At 68.0% G+C, this 25,199-nt stretch carries 27 protein-coding genes and 5 pseudogenes; 20 read left to right on the plus strand and 12 right to left on the minus strand.

What is annotated here, in order from left to right:
* The 3 genes from LZ604_RS33335 to LZ604_RS33345 form a co-directional block, all read left to right on the plus strand.
* On the plus strand, positions 1–531 hold a 531-nt coding region (locus tag LZ604_RS33335), incomplete at its 5' end, for an RNA-guided endonuclease InsQ/TnpB family protein (RefSeq protein ID WP_234519827.1).
* Between the two features lie 426 nt (positions 532–957).
* Entirely contained in the window at positions 958–1,299 is a 342-nt protein-coding gene (locus LZ604_RS33340; protein ID WP_234519828.1) for an Hsp20/alpha crystallin family protein, read from the plus strand.
* A gap of 139 nt (positions 1,300–1,438) precedes the next feature.
* Entirely contained in the window at positions 1,439–1,753 is a 315-nt protein-coding gene (locus tag LZ604_RS33345) for a hypothetical protein (protein WP_234519829.1), read from the plus strand.
* A 71-nt stretch (positions 1,754–1,824) separates the two neighbouring features.
* Here the strand turns inward: LZ604_RS33345 and LZ604_RS33350 are convergent, their stop codons facing one another.
* Both LZ604_RS33350 and LZ604_RS33355 read right to left on the minus strand, forming a co-directional pair.
* On the minus strand, positions 1,825–1,977 hold the full coding sequence (locus LZ604_RS33350) for a hypothetical protein (protein WP_234519830.1): 153 nt from the start codon (positions 1,975–1,977) through the stop codon (positions 1,825–1,827).
* A gap of 217 nt (positions 1,978–2,194) precedes the next feature.
* Positions 2,195–2,584 carry a hypothetical protein gene (locus LZ604_RS33355; RefSeq protein WP_234519832.1) on the minus strand — a complete coding sequence of 130 codons (390 nt, stop codon included), beginning with the start codon at positions 2,582–2,584 and terminating at the stop codon, positions 2,195–2,197.
* Positions 2,585–3,175: 591 nt separating this feature from the next.
* On the opposite strand from LZ604_RS33355, the gene LZ604_RS33360 reads away from it, so the two are divergent.
* From LZ604_RS33360 to LZ604_RS33370, 3 genes are all read left to right on the plus strand, one after another.
* On the plus strand, positions 3,176–3,538 hold the full coding sequence (locus tag LZ604_RS33360) for a J domain-containing protein (RefSeq protein WP_234519834.1): 363 nt from the start codon (positions 3,176–3,178) through the stop codon (positions 3,536–3,538).
* Positions 3,539–3,576: 38 nt separating this feature from the next.
* The gene (dnaK, locus tag LZ604_RS33365) at positions 3,577–5,433 is read left to right on the plus strand and encodes a molecular chaperone DnaK (RefSeq protein ID WP_234519835.1); all 1,857 of its coding nucleotides are present in this window, start codon (positions 3,577–3,579) and stop codon (positions 5,431–5,433) included.
* A 373-nt stretch (positions 5,434–5,806) separates the two neighbouring features.
* A complete protein-coding gene (locus LZ604_RS33370) occupies positions 5,807–6,310 on the plus strand; it encodes a hypothetical protein (protein ID WP_234519836.1) in 504 nt (167 codons plus the stop codon).
* Here the strand turns inward: LZ604_RS33370 and LZ604_RS33375 are convergent.
* On the minus strand, positions 6,305–7,183 hold the full coding sequence (locus LZ604_RS33375; protein ID WP_234519837.1) for an IS5 family transposase: 879 nt from the start codon (positions 7,181–7,183) through the stop codon (positions 6,305–6,307). The genes LZ604_RS33370 and LZ604_RS33375 overlap by 6 nt on opposite strands.
* A 202-nt stretch (positions 7,184–7,385) precedes the next feature.
* Here LZ604_RS33375 and LZ604_RS33380 point away from each other — a divergent pair, with 202 nt between their 5' ends.
* From LZ604_RS33380 to LZ604_RS33410, 7 genes are all read left to right on the plus strand, one after another.
* Entirely contained in the window at positions 7,386–8,339 is a 954-nt protein-coding gene (locus tag LZ604_RS33380) for a multicopper oxidase domain-containing protein (protein ID WP_234519855.1), read from the plus strand.
* A 210-nt stretch (positions 8,340–8,549) separates the two neighbouring features.
* Positions 8,550–9,401, plus strand: a complete 852-nt coding sequence (gene pyrF, locus LZ604_RS33385; RefSeq protein ID WP_234519838.1) for an orotidine-5'-phosphate decarboxylase — start codon at positions 8,550–8,552, stop codon at positions 9,399–9,401.
* Positions 9,402–9,580: 179 nt separating this feature from the next.
* Entirely contained in the window at positions 9,581–9,991 is a 411-nt protein-coding gene (locus tag LZ604_RS33390) for a VOC family protein (protein ID WP_234519839.1), read from the plus strand.
* A 306-nt stretch (positions 9,992–10,297) separates the two neighbouring features.
* Positions 10,298–10,819, plus strand: coding sequence for a helix-turn-helix transcriptional regulator (locus LZ604_RS33395; RefSeq protein WP_234519840.1), 522 nt, complete (start codon positions 10,298–10,300; stop codon positions 10,817–10,819).
* Entirely contained in the window at positions 10,819–11,484 is a 666-nt protein-coding gene (locus LZ604_RS33400; protein WP_234519856.1) for a VOC family protein, read from the plus strand. Before LZ604_RS33395 ends, LZ604_RS33400 begins: the two co-directional genes overlap by 1 nt.
* Before the next feature lie 54 nt (positions 11,485–11,538).
* Positions 11,539–12,024, plus strand: coding sequence for an iron chaperone (locus LZ604_RS33405; protein WP_234519841.1), 486 nt, complete (start codon positions 11,539–11,541; stop codon positions 12,022–12,024).
* A gap of 764 nt (positions 12,025–12,788) precedes the next feature.
* Positions 12,789–12,983, plus strand: a complete 195-nt coding sequence (locus LZ604_RS33410) for a hypothetical protein (RefSeq protein WP_234519842.1) — start codon at positions 12,789–12,791, stop codon at positions 12,981–12,983.
* Here the strand turns inward: LZ604_RS33410 and LZ604_RS33415 are convergent.
* From LZ604_RS33415 to LZ604_RS33425, 3 genes and pseudogenes are all read right to left on the minus strand, one after another.
* A complete protein-coding gene (locus LZ604_RS33415; protein WP_234519857.1) occupies positions 12,977–13,369 on the minus strand; it encodes a hypothetical protein in 393 nt (130 codons plus the stop codon). The genes LZ604_RS33410 and LZ604_RS33415 overlap by 7 nt on opposite strands.
* Before the next feature lie 97 nt (positions 13,370–13,466).
* Positions 13,467–13,592, minus strand: a pseudogene (locus LZ604_RS33420) (transposase); the annotation flags it as partial.
* Positions 13,593–13,673: 81 nt separating this feature from the next.
* Positions 13,674–14,087 carry a winged helix-turn-helix transcriptional regulator gene (locus LZ604_RS33425; RefSeq protein WP_234519843.1) on the minus strand — a complete coding sequence of 138 codons (414 nt, stop codon included), beginning with the start codon at positions 14,085–14,087 and terminating at the stop codon, positions 13,674–13,676.
* Positions 14,088–14,186: 99 nt separating this feature from the next.
* On the opposite strand from LZ604_RS33425, the gene LZ604_RS33430 reads away from it, so the two are divergent.
* Positions 14,187–15,038 (plus strand): alpha/beta fold hydrolase, encoded by an 852-nt coding sequence (locus LZ604_RS33430; protein WP_234519845.1) that lies wholly within the window; start codon positions 14,187–14,189, stop codon positions 15,036–15,038.
* A 301-nt stretch (positions 15,039–15,339) separates the two neighbouring features.
* Here the strand turns inward: LZ604_RS33430 and LZ604_RS33435 are convergent, their stop codons facing one another.
* A complete protein-coding gene (locus LZ604_RS33435; protein ID WP_234519847.1) occupies positions 15,340–15,543 on the minus strand; it encodes a hypothetical protein in 204 nt (67 codons plus the stop codon).
* Between the two features lie 179 nt (positions 15,544–15,722).
* Between LZ604_RS33435 and LZ604_RS33440 the strand changes: the two genes are divergently transcribed.
* Positions 15,723–16,094 (plus strand): VOC family protein, encoded by a 372-nt coding sequence (locus tag LZ604_RS33440; protein WP_234519848.1) that lies wholly within the window; start codon positions 15,723–15,725, stop codon positions 16,092–16,094.
* Between the two features lie 36 nt (positions 16,095–16,130).
* Here the strand turns inward: LZ604_RS33440 and LZ604_RS33445 are convergent, their stop codons facing one another.
* The 3 genes and pseudogenes from LZ604_RS33445 to LZ604_RS33455 form a co-directional block, all read right to left on the minus strand.
* Entirely contained in the window at positions 16,131–16,316 is a 186-nt protein-coding gene (locus LZ604_RS33445) for a hypothetical protein (RefSeq protein WP_234519849.1), read from the minus strand.
* Positions 16,317–16,811: 495 nt separating this feature from the next.
* A pseudogene (gene murJ / locus LZ604_RS33450) lies at positions 16,812–18,382 on the minus strand (murein biosynthesis integral membrane protein MurJ).
* Between the two features lie 695 nt (positions 18,383–19,077).
* Positions 19,078–19,941, minus strand: coding sequence for a trypsin-like serine peptidase (locus tag LZ604_RS33455; protein ID WP_234519850.1), 864 nt, complete (start codon positions 19,939–19,941; stop codon positions 19,078–19,080).
* 76 nt (positions 19,942–20,017) lie between these two features.
* On the opposite strand from LZ604_RS33455, the pseudogene LZ604_RS36625 reads away from it, so the two are divergent.
* Positions 20,018–20,252, plus strand: a pseudogene (locus tag LZ604_RS36625) (IS30 family transposase); the annotation flags it as partial.
* Positions 20,221–20,391: pseudogene (locus LZ604_RS33465) on the plus strand (cobalamin biosynthesis protein CobW); the annotation flags it as partial. The pseudogenes LZ604_RS36625 and LZ604_RS33465, both read left to right, overlap by 32 nt.
* A 231-nt stretch (positions 20,392–20,622) precedes the next feature.
* Here LZ604_RS33465 and LZ604_RS36715 read toward each other — a convergent pair.
* Positions 20,623–21,243, minus strand: a complete 621-nt coding sequence (locus tag LZ604_RS36715; protein ID WP_344416360.1) for a transposase — start codon at positions 21,241–21,243, stop codon at positions 20,623–20,625.
* Between the two features lie 24 nt (positions 21,244–21,267).
* Here LZ604_RS36715 and LZ604_RS36470 point away from each other — a divergent pair.
* The 3 genes and pseudogenes from LZ604_RS36470 to LZ604_RS33485 form a co-directional block, all read left to right on the plus strand.
* Positions 21,268–21,795, plus strand: a pseudogene (locus tag LZ604_RS36470) (integrase core domain-containing protein); the annotation flags it as partial.
* A gap of 283 nt (positions 21,796–22,078) precedes the next feature.
* Complete coding sequence (locus LZ604_RS33480) at positions 22,079–22,390, plus strand: calcium-binding protein (RefSeq protein WP_234519852.1); 312 nt, start codon at positions 22,079–22,081, stop codon at positions 22,388–22,390.
* Between the two features lie 50 nt (positions 22,391–22,440).
* A complete protein-coding gene (locus LZ604_RS33485) occupies positions 22,441–23,733 on the plus strand; it encodes a hypothetical protein (RefSeq protein ID WP_234519853.1) in 1,293 nt (430 codons plus the stop codon).
* A gap of 238 nt (positions 23,734–23,971) precedes the next feature.
* Here LZ604_RS33485 and LZ604_RS33490 read toward each other — a convergent pair whose 3' ends face one another.
* Complete coding sequence (locus LZ604_RS33490) at positions 23,972–24,307, minus strand: hypothetical protein (protein ID WP_234519854.1); 336 nt, start codon at positions 24,305–24,307, stop codon at positions 23,972–23,974.
* Positions 24,308–25,199 lie beyond the last annotated feature (892 nt).

Genomic DNA, 25,199 nt, shown 5'->3' on the forward strand with positions numbered 1-25,199 from the left:
GCCCGCTTCCCCCGCGCCCGCCGCGACAAGCGCACCGCCAACCACCGCCGAGCCGTCCAGCGCGTTGCCGACCTGCACCGCAAGGTCCGACGCCAGCGCCTCGACCACGCGCACAAGACCGCTTGTGACCTCGTGCGCCAGCATGACTTCATCGCGCACGAAGACCTCAAGATCCGCAACATGATCAAGGCCCCCGCGCCCAAGCCAGACCCCGAACAGCCCAGCAGCTTCCTTCCCAACGGGGCGGCGGCGAAGGCCGGGCTCAACCACTCGATCTCTGATGCCGGATGGGGGGTGTTCCTGACGATCCTGCACGCCAAGGCTGAAAGCGCCGGACGGGAAGTGATCGCCGTGGACCCCCGCAACACCTCCCGGACCTGCCCCGAATGCGGGCACGTCTCAGCAGACAACCGGCCCACCCAGGAGAAGTTCCACTGTCAGTCCTGCGGCCACAGCGCGCACGCGGACACAGTGGGCGCCCTGAACGTTCTACGGGCCGGGCTGGTCCGTCGCGACGCCAACCCGGCATAGCGAGAAGCCCCCGGCTTCCGCCGGGGGAGGAGTCACGGAAGGCGAGCGTCCTGACGCGGCTGCACGTCGGCGGCGGCGATCGGCTGGTGCGTCTGCCGTGGCGGTGGGCGCTGGCGGCGCGGTGCGGCAGCGTGCGCCTGCCATGTGAGTTCGTGGAGGAAGTCCGCGTGGAACCGCAGCGGTCGCGCGCGGTGCGCCCACATCCGGGGCGCCGCAACCGCTTCCGTCGGGGCGCTGGTGCGTGAGCGAGCTGGAGCATGGCCGTGGACCGGGACTTCGCCGCCCTACGCGCCGATGGCCCGGTGCTCGTGGTGGCGGCCTTCGGCCGCGACGCCTGGCCGTGTCCACGTCCGATCCGGAGGCCGACGCGGTCAGGCTGCGGCAGGACACCGCCAGGACTGGGGCACGGCAGCGTACCCGGCGGGCATGCCGCTGGACGCCTGGCGTGAGGGTGAGGCGTTCTTCGTGGAGCTGGACCTGCCGGGTGTGGACCCGGATTGCATCGACCTCGATGTTGAGCGCAACGTCTTGACCGTGAAGGCCGAACGCAAGTCGGCGTACGGCGAGAACAGCGACATGGTGATCATCGAGCGCCCCGTGGGGACGTTCAGCCGACAGCTGTTCCTCGGCGAGACCCTCGACACCGAGAAGGTCGAAGCGTCGTACGAGGCCGGTGTACTGAAGCTCCAGATCCCGGTCGCCGAGCAGGCCCGGCCACGCAAGATCGCCATCAGCGGTGGCAGTGACCGCAAGGAGCTGGGCAGCTGACGTCACAGCGACACCGCCTCGTCAGGCCTCGGGCATCAGCCCGGGGCCTGTTCGGTGATCTTTTCGCTCGCTCCTTCGGTGCCGGGCCCGTGTCCGCACAACGACGCCCGGGGCGAGCCGACATCGACAGCCTGCTCACGTGGGCCGGTGCGTTAGTGCCGCTGACAAGAGCGAGGAGCTGGATGCCCGACATCTGCTCTCCGCGGCGCTTCAGGTGGAGATGCGGCGGATGCCGGCCGAGGCTGGCGTGGATGTCGCGGCGCAGGCCGGGCCGGCGGAGCGGGCGCTGCCGGACACCTACCAGTTCTCCCGACAGCTGGGCGCGGCCTACATCGGCCCCGAGCACACCCTGCAGGGCCTGGCCACTCACGCCGAGTCGTCGGCCGGACGCCCTGGGCGGAGGCCGGAGCAGGCCGGCAGACGTCACTGGCCGCGCCAGCCGCCCGACGCATAATGGCGGTGCCGAGGGTGGCCACGCAGTGAGATGCAGAGGGAGGGGGCTTCAGCTGCGGCGCCGGGCGCGAGTTACGAGCGGGACGGGCGCTCCGGCCCCCCGCCGTCGGCGTTGAACACCTTGGTGAAGGTAGCCCCGCACCGGCAGCGGGAGTGCTCGATCAGTTCTCCTTCGTCCGACACGCTCAGCCCCTGGCTGAGCCGCACGTGCACATGATCACCCATGAGGAGCTGCTTTCCTTTACGTGGCTGGTCCGGCCATGGTGGAGGCCTGCCGTTGGGGAGGCAATGCCGCAGCTCACACGTGACAGTTGATCGTGATATCCGCCTTCCTTCACAGCTGCCCGCGGCGCCTTGGCGCCGAGGGCTGTACGAAGCCGGCGCGCGTGCCATTTCCTGCACACAGTGCGCGCCCGCTCCTGCGGGCGCGCACCTGTGCGGATCACCCGAACGGCTTTCGGGACGGCTGGGATGCTGGTGCCCCGGACTGCGGCTGAGGGTGTCCGGCGGCGTGAAGCATCGGCGCGGTGTGCCGCTCGGGACGATGGCCGCCCTCGGCCGGGACACGGCTGCGGGGCGCCTCACCGTCACCGGAGAGCGGCACTGGCCGACGCGCTTTCAGACGCCCGACCCAGCGGCGGCCGCAGTGCTCGCAGGGCGGTGCGCCCTGCGACGTGTAGGGGTCGGGAACGGCGGTGTTGTCGCGGTAGAAGACCTCCCACTCGTCCCCGGTCTTGTCCCGGTAGCGCTGGACGTCGTAGTCGACGGTCCAGCTGTGCCAGCACGAGCCGCAAGTGAACTCCACACGCTCGACGGCGAGCTCAGTGATCATTGCACTGCACCTCCCATCCGGTGTACGGGCGCGGTGGGTGCTGACAGAGCCGCGTCGAGGGAGGGAAACACGGGCGGAAGCGACGCCGCTGCTGTGCAGCAGCCGCTGCGATCGCCCTCCTGGGCATACCAGGCGAAGCTCCCCCTGATCCCGGCCCAGCAGCGTCCGCACGGACATCGGAGCTTGAGAATCAGCGTGGGCCAGCTCGAACAGGTCCAGGACCAAGTGCTGATGCCGGTTCTGCGCCGTGACGGAGGCCGCGAAATCCCCCGGTTCCCGGGCAGTGGCCCCGCCCAGGACGCCTTTGATGTCTCTTGCGGCCCAGCCGTTCTCCCGGTGCGACGCGAGGAACACGGCCATAGTCCGCACCCCGCTCTCTTTTCAGTGCCTGTACGGTCCACGGTTGGCGGCCAGGTCCCTTGTTGTTCACCCCCTTCGCCCACTGCACTGCGTTCGGCAACGCCGGACTACCGCGGACACTTCCCGTATACCTCGTCCAGCCTTGACAAGGCAAGACTCAAGTTTTATTTCAGAAGGGAAGGCAAGCCGGTGTGAAAGCGCTGCTCACCATGGGCGAGGAGGTGACAGGACGTGCAGCCTTGGGAAAAGGGATCAGACCTGTACGCGGTGCTGGGGCTGCAGCCCTCGGCGACGGCCGAGAAGATCACCTCGGCCTTCCGCGCCCGGGTGCGGGAACTGCGCCCCGACACCCGCGTGGATGCGGCCACCGCCGCACGGTTCGGTGAGGTGCGGGCGGCGTACGAGACGCTGCGCGATCCGGTCCTGCGAGCGGCCTACGACCAGCGGCACCAGCACACGCTGCCGGCGTCCGATCGGGGGTCTGCCCCCACCGCGCCCGCGCGGCCGGCGTGTCCTTACGTCGTGGTGCTCGGGGACGTCCGTCCCGATCCGCCGCTGCGTGCGGGTCCGGTCCGGTGGATTGCCGGCCGGTGAGACGAAGAACGAGGTGAGGACGAGGAGGGAGAGCACAGATGGCACGTGCGGTTGGTATCGACCTTGGAACGACGAACTCGGTGGTCTCGGTCCTGGAGGGCGGGGAGCCCACCGTCATCACCAACACGGAGGGCGCGCGGACGACCCCGTCGGTGGTGGCGTTCTCCAGGAACGGCGAGGTGCTGGTCGGCGAGGTCGCCAAGCGGCAGGCCGTGACCAACGTGGAGCGCACGGCACGTTCGGTCAAGCGGCACATGGGCGACCATGCCTGGCGGTTCCCCGCGCACGGGGACGTCGACGGCAAGCGATACACCGCGCAGGAGATCTCCGCGCGCGTGCTGCAGAAGCTCAAGCGGGACGCGGAGTCCTACCTGGGTGAGGATGTCACCGACGCGGTGATCACCGTGCCCGCCTACTTCGACGACGCCCAGCGGCAGGCGACCAAGGAGGCCGGGGAGATCGCCGGCCTGAACGTGCTGCGGATCATCAACGAGCCGACGGCCGCCGCGCTGGCCTACGGTTTGGACAAGGAGAACGACCAGACGGTCCTCGTCTTCGACCTGGGCGGCGGCACCTTCGACGTGTCACTGCTGGAGATGGGCGAGGGCGTCATCGAGGTGAAGGCCACCAACGGCGACACACAGCTGGGCGGTGACGACTGGGACCAGCGGATCGTCGACCACCTGGTCACGCAGTTCAAGAACCACTACGGCGTCGACCTGGCCAAGGACAAGATGGCCGTGCAGCGCCTTAGGGAGGCGGCGGAAAAGGCGAAGGTCGAGCTGTCCTCGTCCACCGAGACCACCATCAACCTGCCCTACATCACCGCCTCGGCCGAAGGGCCGCTGCACCTGGACGAAAAGCTGACCCGCGCCCAGTTCCAGCAGCTGACGTCCGATCTGCTGGAGCGGTGCAAGGCGCCGTTCCACAACGCGATCAAGGACGCCGGGATCAAGGTATCCGACATCGACCACGTCGTCCTGGTGGGCGGATCCACCCGTATGCCGGCCGTGACCGACCTGGTGAAGGAGCTGACCGGCAAGGACCCGCACAAGGGCGTCAACCCGGACGAGGTCGTCGCGGTGGGTGCCTCGCTGCAGGCGGGTGTGCTCAAGGGCGAGGTCAAGGACGTCCTGCTGCTCGACGTCACCCCGCTGTCGCTGGGCATCGAGACCAAGGGCGGCATCATGACCAAGCTGATCGAGCGCAACACCACCATTCCGACCCACCGTTCGGAGATCTTCACCACCGCCGAGGACAACCAGCCCTCGGTGACCGTGCAGGTCTACCAGGGCGAACGGGACATCGCCGCTTACAACAAGAAGCTCGGCATGTTCGAGCTGACCGGCCTGCCCCCGGCGCCGCGCGGTGTGCCGCAGATCGAGGTCGCCTTCGACATCGACGCCAACGGCATCATGCACGTCTCCGCCAAGGACCTCGGCACCGGCAAGGAGCAGAAGATGACCGTCACCGGCGGCTCGGCGCTGCCCAAGGACGACATCGACCGCATGGTCCGCGAGGCCGAGCAGCACGCCGAGGAAGACCGCAAGCGGCGCGAGGCCGCGGAGACGCGCAACCAGGGCGAACAACTCGTCTACTCCACTGAGAAGCTCCTGCAGGACAACGCTGAGCAGATCCCGGCGGACGCCAAGTCCGAGACGGAGACAGCGCTGGCCGACCTGAAGGAGACGCTGAAGGGCGAGGACACCGCCGCGATCCGGCAGGCGATCGACCGCACCGCACAGGCCGCACAGAAGATCGGCACGGCTCTGTACGAGAAGTCGCGGGCCGAACAGCCCACCGGTGCCGCGGGCGGCGGCACGAGCGGTGGTCCGGCTGAGGACGAGGTGGTGGACGCCGAGATCGTTGACGAGAACAAGCCGGAGGCTGGCTGACGATGACCGGGGCCGGGCCGCGGAGGGAGGGGCTGGCACAGCTGTGCACCGAGCTGGCGCAGCCGCGGCGCCTGGTTCAGGAGCGGACCGCCGACCTGCAGCGGGTGAAGGCGGAGTACGACAACTACCGCAGGCGGGTCCGGCGGGATCGCCAGGCCGTGCGCGACCGCGGTGGCCAACGTGCTCAAGGCGCTGCTGCCTGTGCTGGACGCTGTCGACCGGGCGTGCACCAACGAGCCGCTGATACCAGGCCTGAAGGACATCGCCGACAGCCTGCAGGACCAGCTCGGTTCGCTAGGAGCTGTCCGGGCGATCACGGTTCGGTGCGCAAGGCCAGGGGTTGCTTGTCGGCGCAGTCCCATAGCCTGCGCTCATGACGACCGCTGAGTCCGGATCTTTTTCGAGTGCGGCTCTTGAGGAGTACCTCGCCTTGATCGACGAGCTGCTCGCACAGCCTTTCCCGGAGGCGAACTTCCATGACGACACCGGGTGGGGTGGCCCTGAGCATCGTGTGCGCATCCTGCGGGCCAGTCAGGAGTTCTGGGATGACGATGACGGCCAGGCGGCGCGCGAGGCTGACGCAGACCTGCGGGCCTACCTGGACGCCCTGATCGCAGCCCTTACGGCACGCTGGGGCGAGCCGCTCGTCGTTGACCTGTTGCCGCATCTGCGGGCCGGCCTCGAGGGGGAGGCGGTGTCCGAGCCGATCAACTGCCTGAGCCAGCTGGCTGGAAGCATGCAGGCGTGGCCGCACCGGGATCCCGGTCGCTGGCTCGGGCTCGCTATTGGACAAGGGGATAAGGAGTTGCCGCTCGAACTGCTCGCGGCGGTTGGCCAGACCCTTGCGCTTGAGCCGAGCGCGTCCGGTCGGTCATGAGCGGAGCCAGATGATCGCTGTTGCCACAGTGACCGTTCCGAGGAAGACGTGGCCGCGCTTGTCGTAGCGAGTGGCCACGGCCCGGGACTGCTTGAGCTTGTTGATCGCCCGCTCGACGGTGTTGCGTTTCTTGTAGCGGTCTTCCTCGAAGCCTGGTGGCCGTCCGCCTCGTGAACCTTTGTGCAGGCGGGCGGCCTGGCTGTCGGCCTTCTCCGGGATCGTGTGGCGCATGCCGCGGCGTCGTAGGTACTCGCGGCACGGGCCGTTGCTGTAGGCTTGTCCGCGCGTACTCGATCGGGGCGGATGCGCGGCCGGCCCGGCCCTTGACGGGGCATACGGACTTGCCCAGCACGGATTCGAACTGCGGCAGTCCCCTCGCTGCCCGGCCGTCACCACGATCGACATGGGCTTTTGGCCCTGCTCGACGGCCAGGTGCAGCTTGGTGGTGAACCCGCCACGTGAGCGACCCAGTCCGTGATCACAGGGCTCGGTGAAGACACCGCCCGGCGGTTCCTTCTGCAGGTCACCCTGCTTGCGGGCCCCGGCCGCATGCTGATGGGCGCGGCACACCGTGGAGTCAACGTTGCGGTCCCACGTGATCGCACCCTCCGCGTCGGCCCGGGATTGGAGCTGAGTGAGGACCCGGTGCCAGGTGCCGTCCCGCTGCCATCGGCGGAACAGGTCGGAGATCCGGCCCGCCGGCCCGTACCCGACAGGTACGTCCCGCCACGGAACCCCCGTCCGAACCCGGAACCGTATGCCGGCGATCAGTTGCCGCCGCGGCCGGACAGGCGGCCGCCCCGCCTTCATCCCCTTCGGCAACAACGCCTTCAATACCGCCCACGGTTCATCCGTGAGATCTCCCCGCGCCATGAACCACGATCATCCAGCGCCCAAGATCCACTTTCGATACACGGCCTAGGGCGGCAAGTTCTTGTCGGATGTCGTCGTGGAAGCGGGCCGCACATATGCAAACATGTCCTCCGAATTGTGGATAAACTCGCGCCGTGTCGCTTGCTGTTCTCTCCTGCAAGCGGCTCTTTTTCGTGAGTTCGTTACCGCGAGGGAGTTCCGCATGGAAAGACGCAGTTTCAACCGCCGGATGCTGATGGGCGGTGCGGCCGTCGCGACCTCCATGTCACTGGCTCCGGAGGCCGCCGCCGTCCCCAAACGGGTGAAAGCCGCGCCCGCCGGTGGCAAGGAGAGGCACATGAAGTTGTTCGCCGAGCAGATCGGCCGCGACCAGATGGGCTACGGCATCGGGAACGGCAGGGCGACCATCCCGGGCCCGTTGATCGAGATCAACGAAGGCGACACCCTATACATTGAGTTCGAGAACCGGCTGGACGTCTCGACGGGTCTGCACGTGCACGGTGTGGACTACACGATCGGCAATGACGCGACGAGACTCACCCGGAGTCTGGTGGAGCCGGGGCACACGCGCACGTATGTCTGGCGCACTCATGCGCCGGGCCGTCGTGCGGACGGCACCTGGCAGGAGGGCAGCGCAGGGTACTGGCACTACCACGACCATGCCATCGGCAGCGATCATGGAACGGGCGGCGTCAGCAAGGGCCTGTACGGAGGAGTGGTCGTACGTCGCCAGGGAGACGTCCTCCCCGGCAAGACGCACACGCTGGTTTTCAACGGGACCACTATCAACAATGGGAAGGGACACACCGGGCCCGATATTGAGGCCACCGTCGGGGAGCGCATCGAGTTCGTGGTGATCACCCACGGCAATGACTTCCACACATTCCACCTGCACGGTCACCGTTGGGCAGACAACCGCACGGGACTCCTCGCCGGCCCCGACGACCCGAGCCAGCTCATCGACACCCGAGTGGTGGGGCCCGGAGTCTCCTTCGGCTTCCAGGTGATCGCGGGCGAGACCAGCGGCGCGGGCGCGTGGATGTACCACTGCCACGTGCAAAGGCACTCCGACAGTGGGATGGCAGGGTTGTTTCTCGTGCGGAATTCGGACGGGGCGATTCCCAGGTACGACGACACGGCACACCGTCGGCATTAGCCTTTCTCAGCTCTCTGGAGACGAAGACTGTGGCGTCCTCATGGTCGAGGGTGTCATTCAATGACGGATCTTGGTCGCTGAGGCGTCAGTGAGCTTTTTCCAACCTGGCCGGGAAGCAGGCTGATTGGTCGAGGGTGGCGTTGAGGAAACGGTAAAGCTCCTGGTAGATGGGTTGTCGGCCGAGAACAACCTGTCTGCCCGGAGCCTCACGTGCTTGCCTACCCATCATCGGGGATCGATCTGTCTGGTGCTGCGACCGGAAACGTTCACGGTGTCGCCGAGGTCCTGTTCCAGGGTGGTGCAGGCCATGGAGAATGGGGCGGTGTGAAGCGGTCGACGCTGCGAGATCACAATGGCGTCATGGACCCGACCCGTCAGATCATCGTCGCGCTGGACTGTGACAACCGTCCAGCCGCTCAAGCTGTCGTCGATCAACTCGGTGACGAGTGCCGCTTCTACAAGGTCGGCTTGGAGCTTCTCACCGCGGTCGGACCCCAGTTCGTGGAACACCTCGTTGCCCAGGGCAATGAGGTGTTCCTGGACCTCAAGCTCTTCGAGATCCCGACCTCTGTCGCCGGTGCAGTCCGCGCGGCAGGCGCACTCGGCGTCTCCATGGTGACGGTGCATAGCATGGGCGGGACCGGGATCATGGCCGCCGCGGTCGATGCGGCCCGCGACTATCCCGACCTTCGTGTCCTTGCCCTCACCGTCGTCACCAGCATGACCGACGCCGACCTCGTCGACATCGGCGTTGCCGGCCCCACCGAGGGCCAAGTGCTGCGGTTGGCCAGCCTGGCCCAGCGGGCCGGATGCCACGGCGTGATCGCCTCACCGCGGGAAGTCTCAGCCCTGCGCAGGGCGTTGGGGAGCGCGGCCCTGATCGTCACCCCCGGAGTTGCCTTGGCCGGCGAGTCTGCTGCCGAACATGCCCGCCCCGGCACACCGCTGGCCGCCGTCGCGGACGGAGCCTCACATGTGGTCGTGGGCCGCACGGTCACGCGCGCGCCGCATCCGCTGTCTGCATTCCACCGTGTCTGCGCCAACCTGTCGGCTCGTAGTTGAGCTCGCAGGTCGGTGGTCGGGTCGTCGCGGCAAGTGGGGAGAGCGGCTGACGGGGCGTCGGGTGCACTGCCGCGGGAAGCGGTGTGCTCCGCGCGACATGCCCGTGAACGTCCGTGCGTGTCGGGGCCGATCAGGAATCGAGAAGCGCGGTTCACGAAGTCGCCTCTAGCCTGCTCGCCATGGACATCACCATTCACACGACTTCTCTTTCGCATGACGACCCGGACGCGTCGCTCGCCTTTTACCGCGACATCCTCGGCTTCGAGGTCCGCAGTGATGTCGGGCAGGGCAGGATGCGCTGGATCACGGTCGGCCCGGCCGGTCAGCCGGGCACGTCGATCCTTCTGGCGCCGCCTGCCGCCGATCCCGGCATCACCGAGGATGAGCGCCGCACGATCACCGAGATGATGGCCAAGGGCACCTACGGCTGGATCCTGTTGGCCACCCCGGACCTCGACGCCACGTTCCAGAAGGTGCAGGCCGGTGATACCGAGGTCGTCCAGGAGCCGACCGAGCAGCCGTACGGCGTCCGCGACTGCGCGTTCCGCGACCCCGCGGGCAACCTGGTCCGCATCCAGGAGCTGCGCTGAGCTGCGCGGGTATCGATGCGGCCCTGCAGGTCGACGTCACGACCACCCATAGCGAACGTGGCGACGCACCAGAGCGGAGGTGCCTGCCCTGCCCTTCGCGCGCCAGGGCGGCGTTCGGGTCCTCGTTGAACCGGTCATGAGTCCGGACTCCGTCCCGCCGCTGTCCGGCAGTTGCTCGGCCGGCGGGTCGAGTCGGGCTGGCCGGTCCACACCACCGAGCGTCTTGGGTGCCCGCCAAGGAGGGCGCCCAAGACGCTCGAAGGCGTCAACGGAAAAGGAAGATGAAGGACAAGGAGGAGGGATTTCATGTGTAAGCCCGAATGGCGGCGTGCACGTGTGCAGGCGCAGCGCCTGGCTGATCTCGCGCGGCTGCGCCGCGTCCGCGACCGGATCGACAGGGAATACGCGGAGCCGCTGAACGTGGAGGCGCTCGCCCGTGATGTGGGCATGCCCGCCGGGCACCTGAGTCGGCAGTTCCGTGCCGCGTACGGTGAGTCGCCGTACGCGTACCTGATGACGCGTCGCATCGAGCGGGCGACGGCGCTGCTGCGGCGGGGCGACCTCAGCGTCACCGAGGTCTGCTTCGCGGTCGGCTGCGCGTCACCGGGCACGTTCACGACCCGCTTCACCGAGCTGGTCGGCATGCCGCCCGGGGCCTTCCGGCGCCAGGCGGCGGATGCGGCGGCCGACCACGTCGATGCTGCGGGTACGGCCCGCGATGCGAGGTCGGCGATCAGGGTCGAGGGGATGCCGGCGTGCGTGGCGAAGCAAGTCTCAAGACCGGTCAGGAATCGAGAAGCCCCGGCCGCCGCACAGCCCCTAGCGTGATGGTCATGGCAACCACCACTTCCACCGCAGCCAGAATGTCCCTAGCGTCCGTCACCCTGGAGGTGGCCGACCTCGAGGCCGCCCGCCGCTTCTACAGCGCCTTCGGCGTGGACACGTACATATGCCTGCGGGCGTCCGAGGCGCACTCCACCGGCTTCCGCGGCTTCACCCTGGCGCTTACGGTGCCCAGGCCGGCCGCCGTCGACAGCTTCGTCGGTGCCGCCGTGGACGCCGGCGCCACGGTGCTGAAGCCCGCCGCGAAGTCGCTGTGGGGCTACGGCAGCGTCGTCCAGGCCCCGGACGGGACGATCTGGAAGATCGCGACCTCGGCGAAGAAGGACACCGGCCCCGCCACCCGCGAGCTCGACGAGGTGGTCCTGCTGCTCGGCGTCGAGGACGTGAAGGCCACCAAGCAGTTCTACGTCGGTCGTGGCCTGACCGTGGCCAAGAGCTTCGGTGGCAAGTACGCCGAGTTCGCGCCCGGTCAGTCCAGCCCCGTCAAGCTGGCGCTGTACAAGCGCCGTGCCCTTGCCAAGGACCTCGGCGTCCCCGCCGACAGCACCGGCTCGCACCGCATCGTCCTCGGCAGCACCGCCGGCGCCTTCACCGACCCGGACGGGTTCGCCTGGGAGGCTGCCGCGTCGCTCGCCCCCACGCCGTCCTGACTCCCTGCCGCCGCACTCCCGCCCCGCCTGACCCTGCACGAAAGGAAACTTGCCATGCCGTCCACGAAGTCGCCCGCCGAGGACTCCGGCACGACCACTGAGAAGTACAACGGATTCACCGCCGAGGAGCGGGCCGCAATGAAGGAGCACGCACGCGAGGAGAAGAAGGCGGCGGCGCGGCGCGGTTCGTCCCGGGCGGAGAAGGAGGCGGCGGCGGAGCGGGACGTGCTCGCGAAGATCGCCGAGATGCCGGAGGCGGACCGCGTCCTCGCCGAGCGGATCCACGAGATCATCAAGACCGCTGCTCCGGAGCTCACGCCCAAGCTCTGGTACGGGATGCCCGCGTACGCCAGAGACGGCAAGGTCGTGTGCCACTTCCAGAGCGCGGAGAAGTTCAAGTCGAGGTATGCCACGCTCGGCTTCAGCGACCAGGCGGCACTCGACGACGGCGCCATGTGGTCGACCGCCTACGCCGTGAGGGAGCTGACCGCGGCCGACGAAGAGCGCATCAGCGCGCTTGTCAAGAAGGCGGTGGGCTGAGGCCGGCCGGGGCGGAACCGGCGGCAAAGTGACCGAGCCGTGGAAGACGTTCACACGCTTGGCGCAGCGCGTCGCCACGGCCCGGCTGGTCCCGCGGGGGAAGGCGAGCCGGAACGCGTCAGTTCTGCCCTCCACCGACGTGCTCAGCCCGGCAATGCTGAGGCGGACTCGGCGATCCTGGCCGGGGCACACTGACCGAAGGCCCCAGGTCGAGCCGATTGTCCATGTCGAGCAGGAATGTTCCGTACGGGTCGATGCCCGACCAGCCGCTGCATCACTTCGTTCGTGATCCCGTTGCCGTCTGGTCCTCCAATCAAAATGAGAGGGTTGCGCCTGGAGGGGCTGTCCAACCGGTCGCTGTAAGTGATCAAGGGAGATGGGGCCCCGATCCGGATGAAGTGCTGTTGCAGCTCGCTCAGGGCGAAGGCGTCGCCAACTCCAATGAAGCCTGACGGCTCCCAACCGGTGAGTTGATGTAGGCCGACCACCACGGTGAGATCACGCTCGGTGAACTGAGGCCAGAACTCCCGGGCCTGGCGATCTCTCACTTGGCTTGTGGCAGAGCCACTCCTCGCCTGCCGGGCGGCGGCCAACAGCCGGGCTCGTGCTTCAAGCCAAGGCTCCGGTTTCTGTCCGCATGCCTCAACGAACGCCTTCAACGTTCCCGAGCGCGGTAGATCGGTAGCGCCGTTGATCACGCCCTGGACCGTCGCCCGACCGAGACCGGCCGTTGCGGCCAAACGCTGAATACTCCATCCGCCGCTATGGAACAGCTCCGCCAGTTGCTGGATCAGTTCGTCTCGGGTGTGGATCTGCCGCGGGTCTGGCATGCCACTCCCCGGATCGGGCCATTCGCCAAGGCCATGGCCGGCTGGACTGCCGCTCTGCGCCTCTCGGCGGCCTGCGTCGCTCTGTGCCTGCCCGTCGCGGCCGTCGTCGTCTACTTCTTCCTTCAGTGAGTTTGCCGGGAGTGGGGTACTGGCCGGACGTCGATGATGGGAAGCAACGTAGCGCTGGCGAGAACACCGATCTGGCGGGCTGTTGGTCCGGCAGGAGTGGGGATGTCGGCGAGCCGCTCAAGGAGCTGATCGAGGGCGGCTTGGCCGTCGTCGACGGCGGCGCGTTCATCGTCGGTGAGCGGAATGGAGGCGAGCATGCGCTGCAGGTTCTCCCTCGCCTCCACCAACTGGCACTTGGAGGAGTCCTTCGGGGTGTAGAAGTCGCAGTGCGCGCCAGCCATGCGGTGTGGGCACTGCTCGAAGAACTTGTCCACCACGAGGTCTGCCGCGGGGTCCAGTTCCTTGGTGACGACCAGCACCGGGCCGCCGGACAGATGCTGCGTCACCGCATGACGTACGGGTCGGCGGTGTCGTCGTTCTGGCTGTCCCAGTTCGTGTTCGTGCAGCTTCCGCCCAGTACACCCGGCCCCACGGCCCGTACTCGGCGGGCAGGTCCCGCCACCGGATGCCGGTGCGGACCCGGAACCGTATGCCGTCGATCAGTTGCCGCCCGGCCCACGTCGGCGGGCGTCCGGGCTTCTTGCCCTTCGGCAACAGCAGTTCCAGCACCGTCCATTGCTCGTCCGTCAGATCTCCACGCGCCCCAAACCAAGATCATCCACTGTCCAAGATCCACTTTCGATGCACGCCCTAGTTGGGGGGTGACTCGTCGGCAAGCTGGTTGTTGCGGTCGATCTCCGGCATGTGCGTCTCGGCCCAGACCCGCAGCGCGGAGAGCGGTCTTTCGAGGGACAGGCCGAGCTCGGTGAGCCGGTAGTGGACGGCGGGCGGCACGGTGGGTTCCACGCGGCGCGCGACCAGGCCGTCGCGGACCAGGCTCTGCAGGGTGGCGGACAGCATCTTCTGTGAGATGCCCGGGATGCGGCGCCGCAGTTCCGCGAAGCGGAGCTCGCCTGGAGCCTCCTCGGCCAGCACCTTTACTGCCATCGACGTCCACTTGGTGCCGATGCGGTCGAGTAGCTGGCGGGTCGGGCAGCGCGGATCCAGCAGGGCGCCGCGTCCACCGGTCCGCTGATCAGGTTCGCCGGGCCTCGACGTGGTCACCCGGGGCTCACCACCTGAAGGGAAAGTGCCGTCTTGGGCGGACCAGGCTAGTTCCCTAGCGTGACCCTGTCACTTTTCCTCACCACACGGAGTCCCTCCATGCCCGAGCTGCGATGCGTCCCTGTCAACGGTGTCGAACTGAACGTCGCCCTCGCCGGATCGGGCCCAGCCGTCCTGCTCCTGCATGGCTTCCCGCATACCTGGGAGCTGTGGACGGACGTCATGGCCGATCTGTCCGGCCGCTACCGCGTCATCGCGCCGGACCTCCGCGGTTTCGGCGCGAGCAGCCGGGCCGCCTCGGGGTACGACGCGGGCACCCTGGCCGAGGACGCCGCGGCACTTCTCACCACGCTCGGCGTGTCTTCGGCCGCAGTGGTGGGCATCGACGCAGGCACCGCGCCGGCCTTCCTCCTCGCCCTGCGCCGTCCCGGTCTCGTCCGGCGCCTGGTCGTCATGGAGTCCCTGCTGGGCAGGCTGCCCGGCGCCGAGGACTTCCTTGCCGACGGACCGCCGTGGTGGTTCGGCTTCCATTCCGCAGCGCCCGGCCTCGCCGAGACCGTGCTGGAGGGCCACGAGGCCGCTTACGTCGACTGGTTTCTACGAGCCGGCACGCTCGGCGACGGGGTGCGCCCGGCCGTCCGGGACGCCTTCGTCCGCGCATACACCGGCCGCCAGGCGTTGAGCTGTGCGTTCTCGTACTACCGGGCCCTGCCCGAGAGCGCTGTACAGATCGAGCAGGCGGTCACCACTGCCCGCCTGACGGTGCCGACGATGGCGCTGGGCGCCCGGCCTGTCGGTGCTGCGCTGGAACGCCAGCTCCGCCCGGTCACCGACGATCTCACCGGACACGTCATCGAAGACTGCGGCCACATCATCCCGCTGCACCGGCCGCGCGAGCTGCTCACGCTGCTGCGTCCTTTCCTGGCCGGCGAGGACGCGAGAGCGGCGTGACTCGGGCGGGGGCACTCCGACGCGGGGCAGTCGGGTATCGCCTACGTCATGTTGTCCGGTGACGTTCGACCCCGAGGACTACAAGGCGAGGCATTGGGACTCGACCTCCTGGCCAAGGCCCGCCTCCACCCGATCGAGTCAGAAACCGACGAGACCGTCCTCCCGACCGAACTCACCGCATAGCCTCAAAACGAGATCACCGAGTGGCCGTCGATACACGACTCCAGCGGACGTGACCAGCCGGACCCTGCCCAGAAGGGTCCTCAACCACCAGCCGACACGCCGATCTCACCTGAAGTGCTCATCGGCCCTCTTCCGGCGCTGACCGCCGGTCGGCGAGGCGATCCTGGTCGGCGGCGTTTCCAGTACAAGCCTCGGTGCGGTGACCCCTTGCCAGGTAGTCTCGGACGATCAACTCGACAGCGTCCTGCGGGCTCCTGGTACCGGCCAGCAGCATGACCTCGATGGCCAAATCGCTGTCCAGACTGATGGTGACCTTCGCCATGACACCTCCTGAAGGGTTCCCGCGGAGCCTATCCCACCGGCTAACGGTCGACGACGGGTAGGCTGCCGCACCCGGGAAAGAGGGACGGAGCCGGAAACCCGGCCGGTCGCGAACGGCTCATTCTGTAACGAGCTCTAAGGTGATCATCGTGGAAGTCCACTGGTCGGCCCGGAGGTGCCATGTCCCTGCAGATGAAGCTGGTTGCGATAACGATCGACTGCCCTGATCCGCTTGCTTTGGCGGCGTTCTATCAGCAGGCCACCGGCTTCGAACCTCACCCGAAGTCAGACGCCGACTTCGCGGGTCTCAACCGTGAGGACGGACTCTTCATCGGCTTTCAACGGGTCGACGACTACCGGGCTCCGCGCTGGCCTGACCTGTCCGTTCCCCAGCAGCTACACCTTTGCTTCGACGTTGTGGATCTGGACGAGGCCGAGGCCAGGCTGCTGGAGCTGGGTGCTGGCAAGCCGGATCACCAGCCTCATGATACTGCCAGGGCGCGGGTACTCACTGATCCGGCGGGTCATCCCTTCTGCATCTGCCGAGGCTGACGGTGGGTTCCACCACAGGCGGAGAGAGGCATTCGCTCAGTAGGCATACAGCAACGGCACCGTCCGCGAGGGCTGCGTCGCACGTCCATAACTGCGCAGGCCCCGCATGCAATCCGCCCCGGCGTCCGAGTAGGTCAGGTCGTACGGGTCGGCGTCGCGCAGATGGGCCACGGCGTCGGCGCACACCAGGCGCAGGCCGGATCGTAGTTTCCCCGGTCTCATCCTGCGAGCTTTACTCCGAGAACCGTACATGCCGGTGGGGGACGCGGCCGCCGGTGCGGTGCGGGTCGGTGAGGATCTGCAGCAATGTCCTCCTCGCCCTCCAGCCGGAAGTCGACGTAGGCGCGACCGCAGGCGCAGGGCGCGATCAGCGTGTGGACGTCGGGGGCACCGTCGGACTCGCTGATGGCGAGGGTGTGGTGCAGTTCAGCGCGAAGATGCCGGCCAGGGCCCGCATTAGGGCAGCTAGGCCGGTGGCGGCGGCGCGGCCTCCGACGGGGGAGGCGTACTGGTGAAGAGGCGGTATTCCAACGCTGCGCGATTTCGCCGGCACGGTCTGGGCGCGATGGTCGACGACTCTGTGCGCAGTCGGCCGAGCGGCTGATGTCGGATTCCGGAGTTCATGGCTCGTGTGGAGATCACACGTTGAGGGCCCAGGGCGAGTGGTGGTGCTTCGCCCTGGGCCCTTGTGGTCGGCCTCATGTCTGTGATGCCGGGTCACCCCAGCCCTGGCAAGCTGCGCAGCTCCCCGATTCGCAGAAGTCGGGCAGAGAGAAGGAACAGCAGGACCATCACGATGCCGCCTGCAGCCAGGGATGCTGCTGGCGTCCAGGAGACCGATGCCAGGTTGTGGTTGCAGGAGCGGGCGATAAGCCAGCCAGTACCCCCCGCGCCGGTGGCGGCCACGGTCAGCTTGGCGTAGGTGCGGCAGGTCCGGCGGCCGTCAAGCAGCCCATCGGTGCGGCCGTCTCAGCCGCAGAGCCGTCAGCAGCAGGCCGATCGCGTAGGACAAGGACAAGGCGGCGGCCATCCCGGTGACCGCCCAGCGGGGGGACAGCAAAAGATGGCAAGCCTCGGCAAGAACGATGTTGATGCCGCTGATCCACAGCGCCATGCGAAACGGCGTGCGGGTGTCTTCGAAGGCGTAGAAGCCGCGCAGCAGGAGGTACTGGGCGGAGAACGGGGTCAGCCCCAGGCCGAACGCTTGCAACATGTGGCCCAAAGGGACGGTTGCTGCGGCGTCGGCGGCTCCGTGGGCGAACCACAGCTGCGCGACCTGCGGGCCGAAAGCAACGAAGAAGAACGCTGCCGGGACGATGATCACGCCGCTCATCCGGAGCGCGCGGGACAGGTCGGCGCGCAGGTCATCGAGACGATGCTCGCTCACTGCCCGGCTCATGCGCGGGAGGAGCGCGGTGACAAGGGAGACGGTGACGATCGACTGGGGGAGCATCCATATCTGCTGGGCGTAGCTGTAGGCGGTGTAACCGACGCCGTCGTCGGGCAGGGCAGCGTCCGCGGCGGAAGCCAAGCGGGTCACCACGGTGCTCGCCACGAGGTTGGCCAGGACGAACAGCAGGGTCCAGCGCGCTGCGCTCACGCTCTTGCGCAGGCCGGCGCCCCGCCAGTCGAAGCGTGGTCGCAGGCGGAAGCCGGCCGCGTGGGCGTACGGAATCAGGGCCAGTGCCTGGAAGGCCAGGGCGAGGGTGGTTCCGATGCCGAGCAGCCTGATCTGGGCGCCGGTGATATCCGAGACCTTCTGCGGGGCGGTCATCATGCCGAGGTAGAGGCTGAACATCGTTATCAGCACGATGTTGTTCAGGACCGGATCCACATCATCGCCGCGAACCGGTTCCGGGCGTTGAGGACCTGCCCGAAGATGCTGAACACGCCGTAGAAGAAGATCTGCGGGAGTAGGAAGCGGGCAAAGACCACGGTCAGCTCGAACGCGTCGTGCGTAGCGGGCGTGTCGTGCTGATAGATGCTGATGATCTCGGGAGCAGCCCAGGTGGCCAGCGCGCTGCCGACACCCAGGACGCTCAGGACGAGGGTGACCAGGCGCTGTTCGAAGGCGGCCCCGCCATCGGGGTTTTCTGCCCGGGCCCGAACCAGTTGGGGAACCAGGACGGAGTTCAGCGCGCCGCCGATCAGCAGGAAGTACAAGCTGGTGGGCACCGTGTTGGCCTGGTTGTAAGTGGTGGCCAGCAGCCCGGTGCCCAAGGCGGCGGCCTGCAGTACCTGCCGGATCAGTCCGGTGGCGCGCGCGAGACCACTGTCCCGGCGGCCATCAGGGCGGATGACCGCAGCACTCCGCTGGCCTTGGCCTGCTTGGGGGCAGCATGCTTCCTGCGTCTCGTGCTTGTGTGCTCTAACTGCTCGGGCGACGTCTCCTCGATCATGGGCACACTCTACGGTTCACGACGCGGCGCTGGAACTCGCGGGCGAGGTGCTGGTCATGGCCGGGCGGACTGACCCGTCCGGTGTCTTTCTGGAGCGGGACCCGATCGGCGGGCGGCAATACCAGTGACGGCGGTGCCGGCGTCGGCGAGAGCGGCGTGCTCGACGGCATCGGGCCCGTAGCCCGGGTGGGGTGTCGACTCGGGAGGATTCGTGTATTCGTAGTCGTGGCCGTACTCGTTCGCATGACGACCACCTCTGGTTGCCGACGGGTCGCCGACCCCGTTCCAGTTTCCGGCGCTCTGCCGGTCCGCGGCTCCGATGCCGTCTCCCTCGCGGTAGCCCTGCCCCTCCGGAGCCGGGCCTGCGCGGCGGCTCGGAGGAAGAGTACGGGAACGGCTGCGTGTGATCTCAGCACGAGCATCGCCGACATCGGTCCCGAGGGGCGTTCAGGATGGTCAGCAGAGTGAGCCATCAGGGGAAGGCCATCGACACCCTCCAGGGCCAGCTCTGGGCCGCCTAGCCCCTCCCCGGCACGCTTCGCGGATACGGCCCTTCGCCGTGAGCGGGTGTGGATGAGGTGGGCTCAGTCCTCGTCCTGGGCGCGCCGGTAGAGCTTGGCGATGTCGTCGTCGAAGTACGCGGCAAAGGAGACATCGTCCTGGTCGCCGCCACCCTCATGGCCGCCCAGGACGCCGATTACCGTGCCGGTGTGGCTCTTGGGGTCGTAGTCGGCGAGCCAGGGGCTGCCGCTGGTCCCGTCCTCAAGGCCGGTGCACTGGATGCGCAGTTGGGTGTCGCTGAACTTCGTGGTGCGGTTCTGGCACGAGATGGGGGTGTCACGGCTGGTGGGATAGCCGGTGATCTTGACCTTGTTGTCGAAGCCGCGGTTCATGCCGAGGGTGTTGCCGCCCAGGACGTTCTGGATGTTCTTGCCGTCCTTCTGCTCGAGGACGAGGAAGGCGACGTCGAGGTCCTCGTCCTGCGACTTGGCCCAGCGGTCGTCGACGACCACCTTGCTGACCTTCCACAGGCCGGTGGGTTCGTCGCCGTTGCGGTAGCCGGCGGCGAAGACGAGGTCGTTCAGCGGCTGTCCGGAATCGGCGTCGAAGGCGCAGTGGGCCGCGGTGATCAGCATGTTCCGGCCTGGACTCTGCACCACGCTCGCCGTGCAGAAGTGGGCGCCCTGGTCGTCTTTCTCGAAGACCGCGCCGATCCGGGCGTTCTCCTCGGTCTTGCGGGGGGTGTACGCGTTCCCGTCCTCGGCTCTGACCGTTGCGGGGAGGTCCTGGTCCTGCGGGGACTGGCCCGGCTCGCCGGACTTGCCGAAACCGCTGCGCCCGCTGCTTCTGGCCACGTGGATTTCCTCTGCGGCGTCGCCCACCACTGCGGCCGCCCCGACGATGACCAGCGTCAGGGGCAGGATGAAATTCCTGACTAGCGAGCGCACAAGGTCATTATCGACGGGGGCCGGGAAATCGGGACGTGCTTCACTCGGAGGTTCCCGTCACAATCCACCGCCCGGATCGGCCACCGGCACCCTGCTCGAGCGTGCCACCCGCGACGTCATGCTCCGGCACCTGCCCGGCGACCACGGCGCCGAAAGCGTCCGGAACGCGCTGGTCACCACTCCGACGGTCCCTGACCTGGGCCCAGGGAAGCGAGATGGACGCCCACGGCGGGTTCACCACCTCCACCGGCATCCCGGTCTGCTTCTGCGCCCCGGCCAGCTGCTGGCAGCGCGGTGCACCGCACGGTACGTGACGCCAACGGCTTGCTGGGCAGCGGCAACGCACCCCTGGTGAACGACTGCGCCTGCTGCGCGCTGCGCGAGGACCTCGTCCCCGAACTGCTGCGGCTCGCGGAGGAGGGCAGGTACCGTCCGGCTGTCGTGACACTGTGAAGCTGCGCCATCTTAAGTAGCTGGTCAGGGTGCTGGTGTGACGCCGGTTTGGGGCCAAGCATCGCCGTCACGGCCTGCACGTGCTTGCCCTGACCAACGAGCGGGGCCGTCTGGTGTGGATATCGGCCGCCCGGCCCGGCCGCACCCACGACATCACCGCCGCCCGCCGCGACCATATCCTGGCCCACCTGCGCGCCGACGGTCTCGGCGCCCTGGCCGACCTGGGCTTTATCGGCCTGGACGACGACGGGGATGACCCCGTGGTCGCACTGGCTTCAAGGCCACCCGTGCCCGCAAACTCGCACCCGCCGAGAAGGAGGCCAACCGCATCCTGGCCGCCGGACGCCCCCCGTCGAACGCGGCTTCGCCCACCTGGAGAACCGGCGGATCCTCACCAAGCTCCGCACTGACCCCGCCCGAGCCACCCACCTGCTTCGCGCGCTGCTCGTGCTGACGAACATCGAGGCCACTATAGGCAATTGATCCATGGCGCAGGCAGCCCACGACCAGCACAGGCACCCGGAAGGCACCGACTACACCCGCGGCGGCTACCTGAAGGAGAGCCGCTACGGGGTTGAGGTCGGGCGCGTAGGGCGGGAGCTTGACGATGGTCAGCCAGTCGCTGTTGCGCTCGCAGAACTCCCGCAAGGGCTTGGCGTGATGGGCGCTGGCGTTTTCCCACACCACGATCAGCGGGAGATCGCCGAGCTGCTGGCGGGCGGAGGTCAGCAGGTCTGCGAACTCGCGGGCCCGGAAGCCCTTCTGCTCGCCGGCACGGCCCCGGTACATCTGGGTCCGGTAGATCAGACGGGTCTCGCGGCCTGGCCGGACGCAGATCATCCCGGCCATCAGGACCCGGCCCGAACCCTTTTACAACTGCCCGGCCACCGCGTCCAGATCGACGTGAAGTTCATCGAGCCGCTCGCCTCGATGCCGCAGGGGCGCCGCGGCGGCCGCAACAAGTACTTCCAGCTCACCGCGATCGACGACTGCACGCGCCTGCGCGTCCTGCGGATCTACCGGCAGCTGAATCAGAACACCGCCATCCAGTTCCTCGACTACTTACTGCAGCGTCTGCCGTTCCAGGTCGAGGTCATCCAGACCGACAACGGCGCCCAGTTCCAGTCCACCTTCCACTGGCACGTGCTCGACAAGGGCATCGCCCACACCTACATCAAGCCCCGCACCCCGCGGCTGAACGGGAAGGTCGAACGCTCCCACCGCATCGACGCCGAGGAGTTCTACCGGCTCCTCGACGGCGTCGTCATCGACGACGCCGAGGTGTTCAACGACAAACTGCGCGAGTGGGAGGACTACTACAACTACCATCGCCCCCACGGCGGTCTCGGCGGCCAGACCCCCTACGAACGCCTCAAGCAGAAGACCACGGCCCAGGCGTAACCGGTGATCGTCAGTGGCACAGGGATTCGACAGGGATCCGACCGGATCTGACCGGAACGTCAGGCATCAGCTGGGATCCGACGGGGATCCGACAGGGTGTCCGACAGGGATGAGTCGCCGGTGAGTCGCCGGAACCGACAGGGATCCGCCGTTCTCCCGGTTCCTGGATACGGCGGACACGCGCTCCGTTGCCGAGTGGTACGCGTATCCGCGTGAGTCCAACCGGCCGCCCGTAGGAGTGCCCGGCCGCCCGGTGTCACCCCGGGGTCGTTAGTGTTGCCCCATGAGCGCATTAGACAGGGTCGAGCTCGAGGCCATGATCGCAGAGGCGACTGTCGACGCCTACACCGAGGACGAGCAGCTGACCGGTCTGTTCACCATGCTTGAGGAGCATCTCGACCTGCCCTTCACCACCGTGGTTCTCGGCGTCCAGGTGACCGTGGGTGGCATCGACCTCACGCCGGACGGGCAGATCGTCGCCTTTTGCTCTCGCGGCGCCATGCGGCAGTCGATCGGAATCCTGGATCTTCCTTTGCCCAGCCCGGCGCCCGAGGGTGCACAGTGGATCGAGGCGTACCGTCAGTGGGCCGGTTGAGGCCGGGCACATCGCACCCAGGCGGAGCCGGTTGTGTGGAAGGGCTGGACATGGCTGACGCCCAACAGGGCACGCATCAGCAAGTCGGCGAACGGTCGCTGACCGACCTCATCGAGCGCAGTGCCGAGTTGAAAGGGCAGCTGGTCGCCTTCGGGCAGAGCTCCCGCTTCGACCGGTGGTTGACACCCCTCCTGCTGGAGGCCGCAGGGCCTGAGCGGCAGCTGGACGAGGGCGAGACGATCCGGATCGTCGACCACTTCATCCTGCAGTACCGCCTGCCGGACGGCTCGACCGTGGTGGACCGGTTCGTCGCCGGACGGAAGGACTTGACCGCGGTGGACCGGAAGATGCTGCTCGGCTGGCGCGACCCGGTCGAGGGCATCTTCGAGATCCAACGCAAGGAAAAGGATGCCGTCGTCCTGCTCAACCTGGTCGACGACCTGGAGTACCGCACGTACTCGAACGTAGGGCGGGCGGCGTTCCGCGGAGTGTCCAAGGGGGACTTCCTCCACACCTGCCTGGTACCCGTCCACCTGACCGGCGAGGCGTGGCTGGTGTCCGGGGCGATGTCGAGCTACCCCGAGTCCAGCGCGACCGAGATCGCCCAGGCCGCACTCCAACTGGCCACCAACCGACCCGAACTGGTCTTCCGCAACCCCCGGAAGGTCGAGCAGGGATGGCAGGCCATGCGCGAAGACCGTGCCGCGTTCATCGAGTTCTGCGGCGGCGACGAACTGACCCTCCAGCCTGCCGTAGCCGAGGACCTCCTCAACGCCTACTACCGCCACCGCCAAGAGGCCGCCGTCGCCGCACAGCCCGGCCGCGACCGGGGCAGGCGGCTGCCCGGCCTGGACCTGCCCTACTTCGAGTTGCCGCAGGAACTGGCGGGCTCGGACACCATCGGTGTCATCTACGACCAGGTCGACGGGCTCAACTTCTACGCGGACTACGGAATGCTCCGGGACCTCTTCGTGGAACCGGCGCTCGGAGGCCGCAGGCAGTACCAGGACCTGCTGCGCACGTACCTGGGCGAGGAGTCGATCGGGCCGCTGCCGCTTCGCCGGCTGGCCGCCGCGCACCCGGAGGCGGCCGACACTGTGTTCGGAAAGCTGCTGCGGAAGCCCGGATTCACCTGGAGCGAGCACGGCGAGGCGCTGCTGCGCCGACGCAAGCCCTGGTACTACGCGAACGAGCCCCGCCCTGGTGTCTCCGTCATCGGCGACCGGCTCAGTGCGCTTGCCGCCGGCCGTCGACTGTCACCGTCACCTCGGTCTCATGATCGGCATGCCGTCCACGCACCTGCTGATCATCGGAGACACGCGCGCGATCACCTTGTGCCGTGAACCACAGCCGGGGCCCGGGCCGACTCGGGAGGCCCGCACTAGCAGCCGTCTCACAGACTGGCCCGCGCCAGCAGGACCGGCAGCGTCTCCGGCCTAACCTTCTGCTCCGACCGGTGTTGGGCCGCAGTCACGGCCGTGGGAAAGGCCGCCCGGCGCGCCTGCAGCTCTACTACCGTATGAACTCGCCAGCCTGCCTCTGGGGTCAGCCGACTACCTGACAGGCGGGCGTCATCTGGTGTCAGCTGGTCTGGCGGATCGAGGCGCCGACGAGGACGCCATCGGCCACGGTGTAGTCACCGGCATACGTCTTGAGCGTGCCGTCAGTCTGGGTGGCATACAGGACGGCGTGGACACGTGAAGCCCCGAACTCGCTGATAGTGCCCAGTGCGATGCTCTCGGTGGTGTCGAAGCCGGCCACCCACCGGTCGTAGGTCGTCCCGGCGATGTTCGAGCCGCCGAGCGCCCACGCGGCCCTGTAGTCGTGATCAGTGATGTCCTCGTAGTACTGCGAGACCACCGCCGAGGCGTTGGTCAGATGCGGCCGAGGAGCGGCCGGGGACGCGGTTTTGGGCACCGGGGCCGTCGTAGCCAGCGCTGGAGGCGTCGGCGTAGGGGGAGCGGTTGAGGTCGTCGAGCGAGGCGACACCGAAGCCACCACCGTGTGCGTCACGGTAACTGCCGGAGCCGCCCCGGACGCCGCTCGAGCGGCGCAAGCGGTGACAGGCAGACAGGCGACCAGAACGAAAGCCGAAACAGTGCGGCGCACGATTCCCCCCAGAAGTGGCGCGAATTGGTGCAGACACTGTGACAGGTGTACGGGACGAAGGCGCCATCGTTGCCGGAACGTGAAGAAGCCGGGGCCCGGCCGTCCCGAGCACCCTCTACGGCGCTGCGGCGACTGCGTATAGGTGACCTGATCAGGCGGGGCTGACGGAACCTGTGCGTGCTTGCATCGCTTGGCCAGATGGGCGTCGGCGCTGTATCCCGGGTTGTCGCTTGCCCACGCCGCCTCGGTGCTCTTGGTCGTGGCCGGCGTTCGGGCCGTGGCGGTGCAGGTGTCCTCGTTGTGGTCCAGGTCGCTGTTGATTGCCCGGAACCGGCTTCCACTGTCACAGCGACCTGAACGCGGCCGTCCTCGCCTGTGCAGTCGAACCGCCGCGGGCGCGACCGCAGGGGCCGGCGTCGGGCGAGCGTTCGCACGCATCATCCGGCCCGGACGAGGCCTCCTGCCTCGGCGCCCAGGGATGAGGACCGCGGCGGCTAACCTCGCGCTTTCGCGAAGCGGCGTCCAGCCGGCCCTCGCTCGCTCGGAAGCCCCCGTCAGGGGGGTGCCTAGCCGGCCAACGGCCGGCCCCGTGTGGGAGTCGGCTGTCGCACGGGGCCCGTGCAAGGCGGCGGCCGCCGCGCCGTGGCCCCCATGCTGCGCCCCACATCGAGGCGTACACGAAGCCGGGCCAGGACGAGAC

This window comes from Streptomyces glomeratus (assembly GCF_021462825.1).
GTDB classification, from domain to species: domain Bacteria; phylum Actinomycetota; class Actinomycetes; order Streptomycetales; family Streptomycetaceae; genus Streptomyces; species Streptomyces glomeratus.

Bases quoted from the DNA above. Each gene is read 5' to 3' on its own strand.
- LZ604_RS33340 (WP_234519828.1), top strand. From the start codon at position 958: ATGCCGCTGGACGCCTGGCGTGAGGGTGAGGCGTTCTTCGTGGAGCTG.
- LZ604_RS33350 (WP_234519830.1), bottom strand. From the start codon at position 1,977: ATGGGTGATCATGTGCACGTGCGGCTCAGCCAGGGGCTGAGCGTGTCG.
- LZ604_RS33355 (WP_234519832.1), bottom strand. From the start codon at position 2,584: ATGATCACTGAGCTCGCCGTCGAGCGTGTGGAGTTCACTTGCGGCTCG.
- dnaK (WP_234519835.1), top strand. From the start codon at position 3,577: ATGGCACGTGCGGTTGGTATCGACCTTGGAACGACGAACTCGGTGGTC.
- LZ604_RS33370 (WP_234519836.1), top strand. From the start codon at position 5,807: ATGACGACCGCTGAGTCCGGATCTTTTTCGAGTGCGGCTCTTGAGGAG.
- LZ604_RS33375 (WP_234519837.1), bottom strand. From the start codon at position 7,183: ATGGCGCGGGGAGATCTCACGGATGAACCGTGGGCGGTATTGAAGGCG.
- LZ604_RS33380 (WP_234519855.1), top strand. From the start codon at position 7,386: ATGGAAAGACGCAGTTTCAACCGCCGGATGCTGATGGGCGGTGCGGCC.
- LZ604_RS33390 (WP_234519839.1), top strand. From the start codon at position 9,581: ATGGACATCACCATTCACACGACTTCTCTTTCGCATGACGACCCGGAC.
- LZ604_RS33395 (WP_234519840.1), top strand. From the start codon at position 10,298: ATGTGTAAGCCCGAATGGCGGCGTGCACGTGTGCAGGCGCAGCGCCTG.
- LZ604_RS33400 (WP_234519856.1), top strand. From the start codon at position 10,819: ATGGTCATGGCAACCACCACTTCCACCGCAGCCAGAATGTCCCTAGCG.
- LZ604_RS33405 (WP_234519841.1), top strand. From the start codon at position 11,539: ATGCCGTCCACGAAGTCGCCCGCCGAGGACTCCGGCACGACCACTGAG.
- LZ604_RS33410 (WP_234519842.1), top strand. From the start codon at position 12,789: ATGGAACAGCTCCGCCAGTTGCTGGATCAGTTCGTCTCGGGTGTGGAT.
- LZ604_RS33430 (WP_234519845.1), top strand. From the start codon at position 14,187: ATGCCCGAGCTGCGATGCGTCCCTGTCAACGGTGTCGAACTGAACGTC.
- LZ604_RS33435 (WP_234519847.1), bottom strand. From the start codon at position 15,543: ATGGCGAAGGTCACCATCAGTCTGGACAGCGATTTGGCCATCGAGGTC.
- LZ604_RS33440 (WP_234519848.1), top strand. From the start codon at position 15,723: ATGTCCCTGCAGATGAAGCTGGTTGCGATAACGATCGACTGCCCTGAT.
- LZ604_RS33445 (WP_234519849.1), bottom strand. From the start codon at position 16,316: ATGAGACCGGGGAAACTACGATCCGGCCTGCGCCTGGTGTGCGCCGAC.
- LZ604_RS36715 (WP_344416360.1), bottom strand. From the start codon at position 21,243: ATGGCCGGGATGATCTGCGTCCGGCCAGGCCGCGAGACCCGTCTGATC.
- LZ604_RS33480 (WP_234519852.1), top strand. From the start codon at position 22,079: ATGAGCGCATTAGACAGGGTCGAGCTCGAGGCCATGATCGCAGAGGCG.
- LZ604_RS33485 (WP_234519853.1), top strand. From the start codon at position 22,441: ATGGCTGACGCCCAACAGGGCACGCATCAGCAAGTCGGCGAACGGTCG.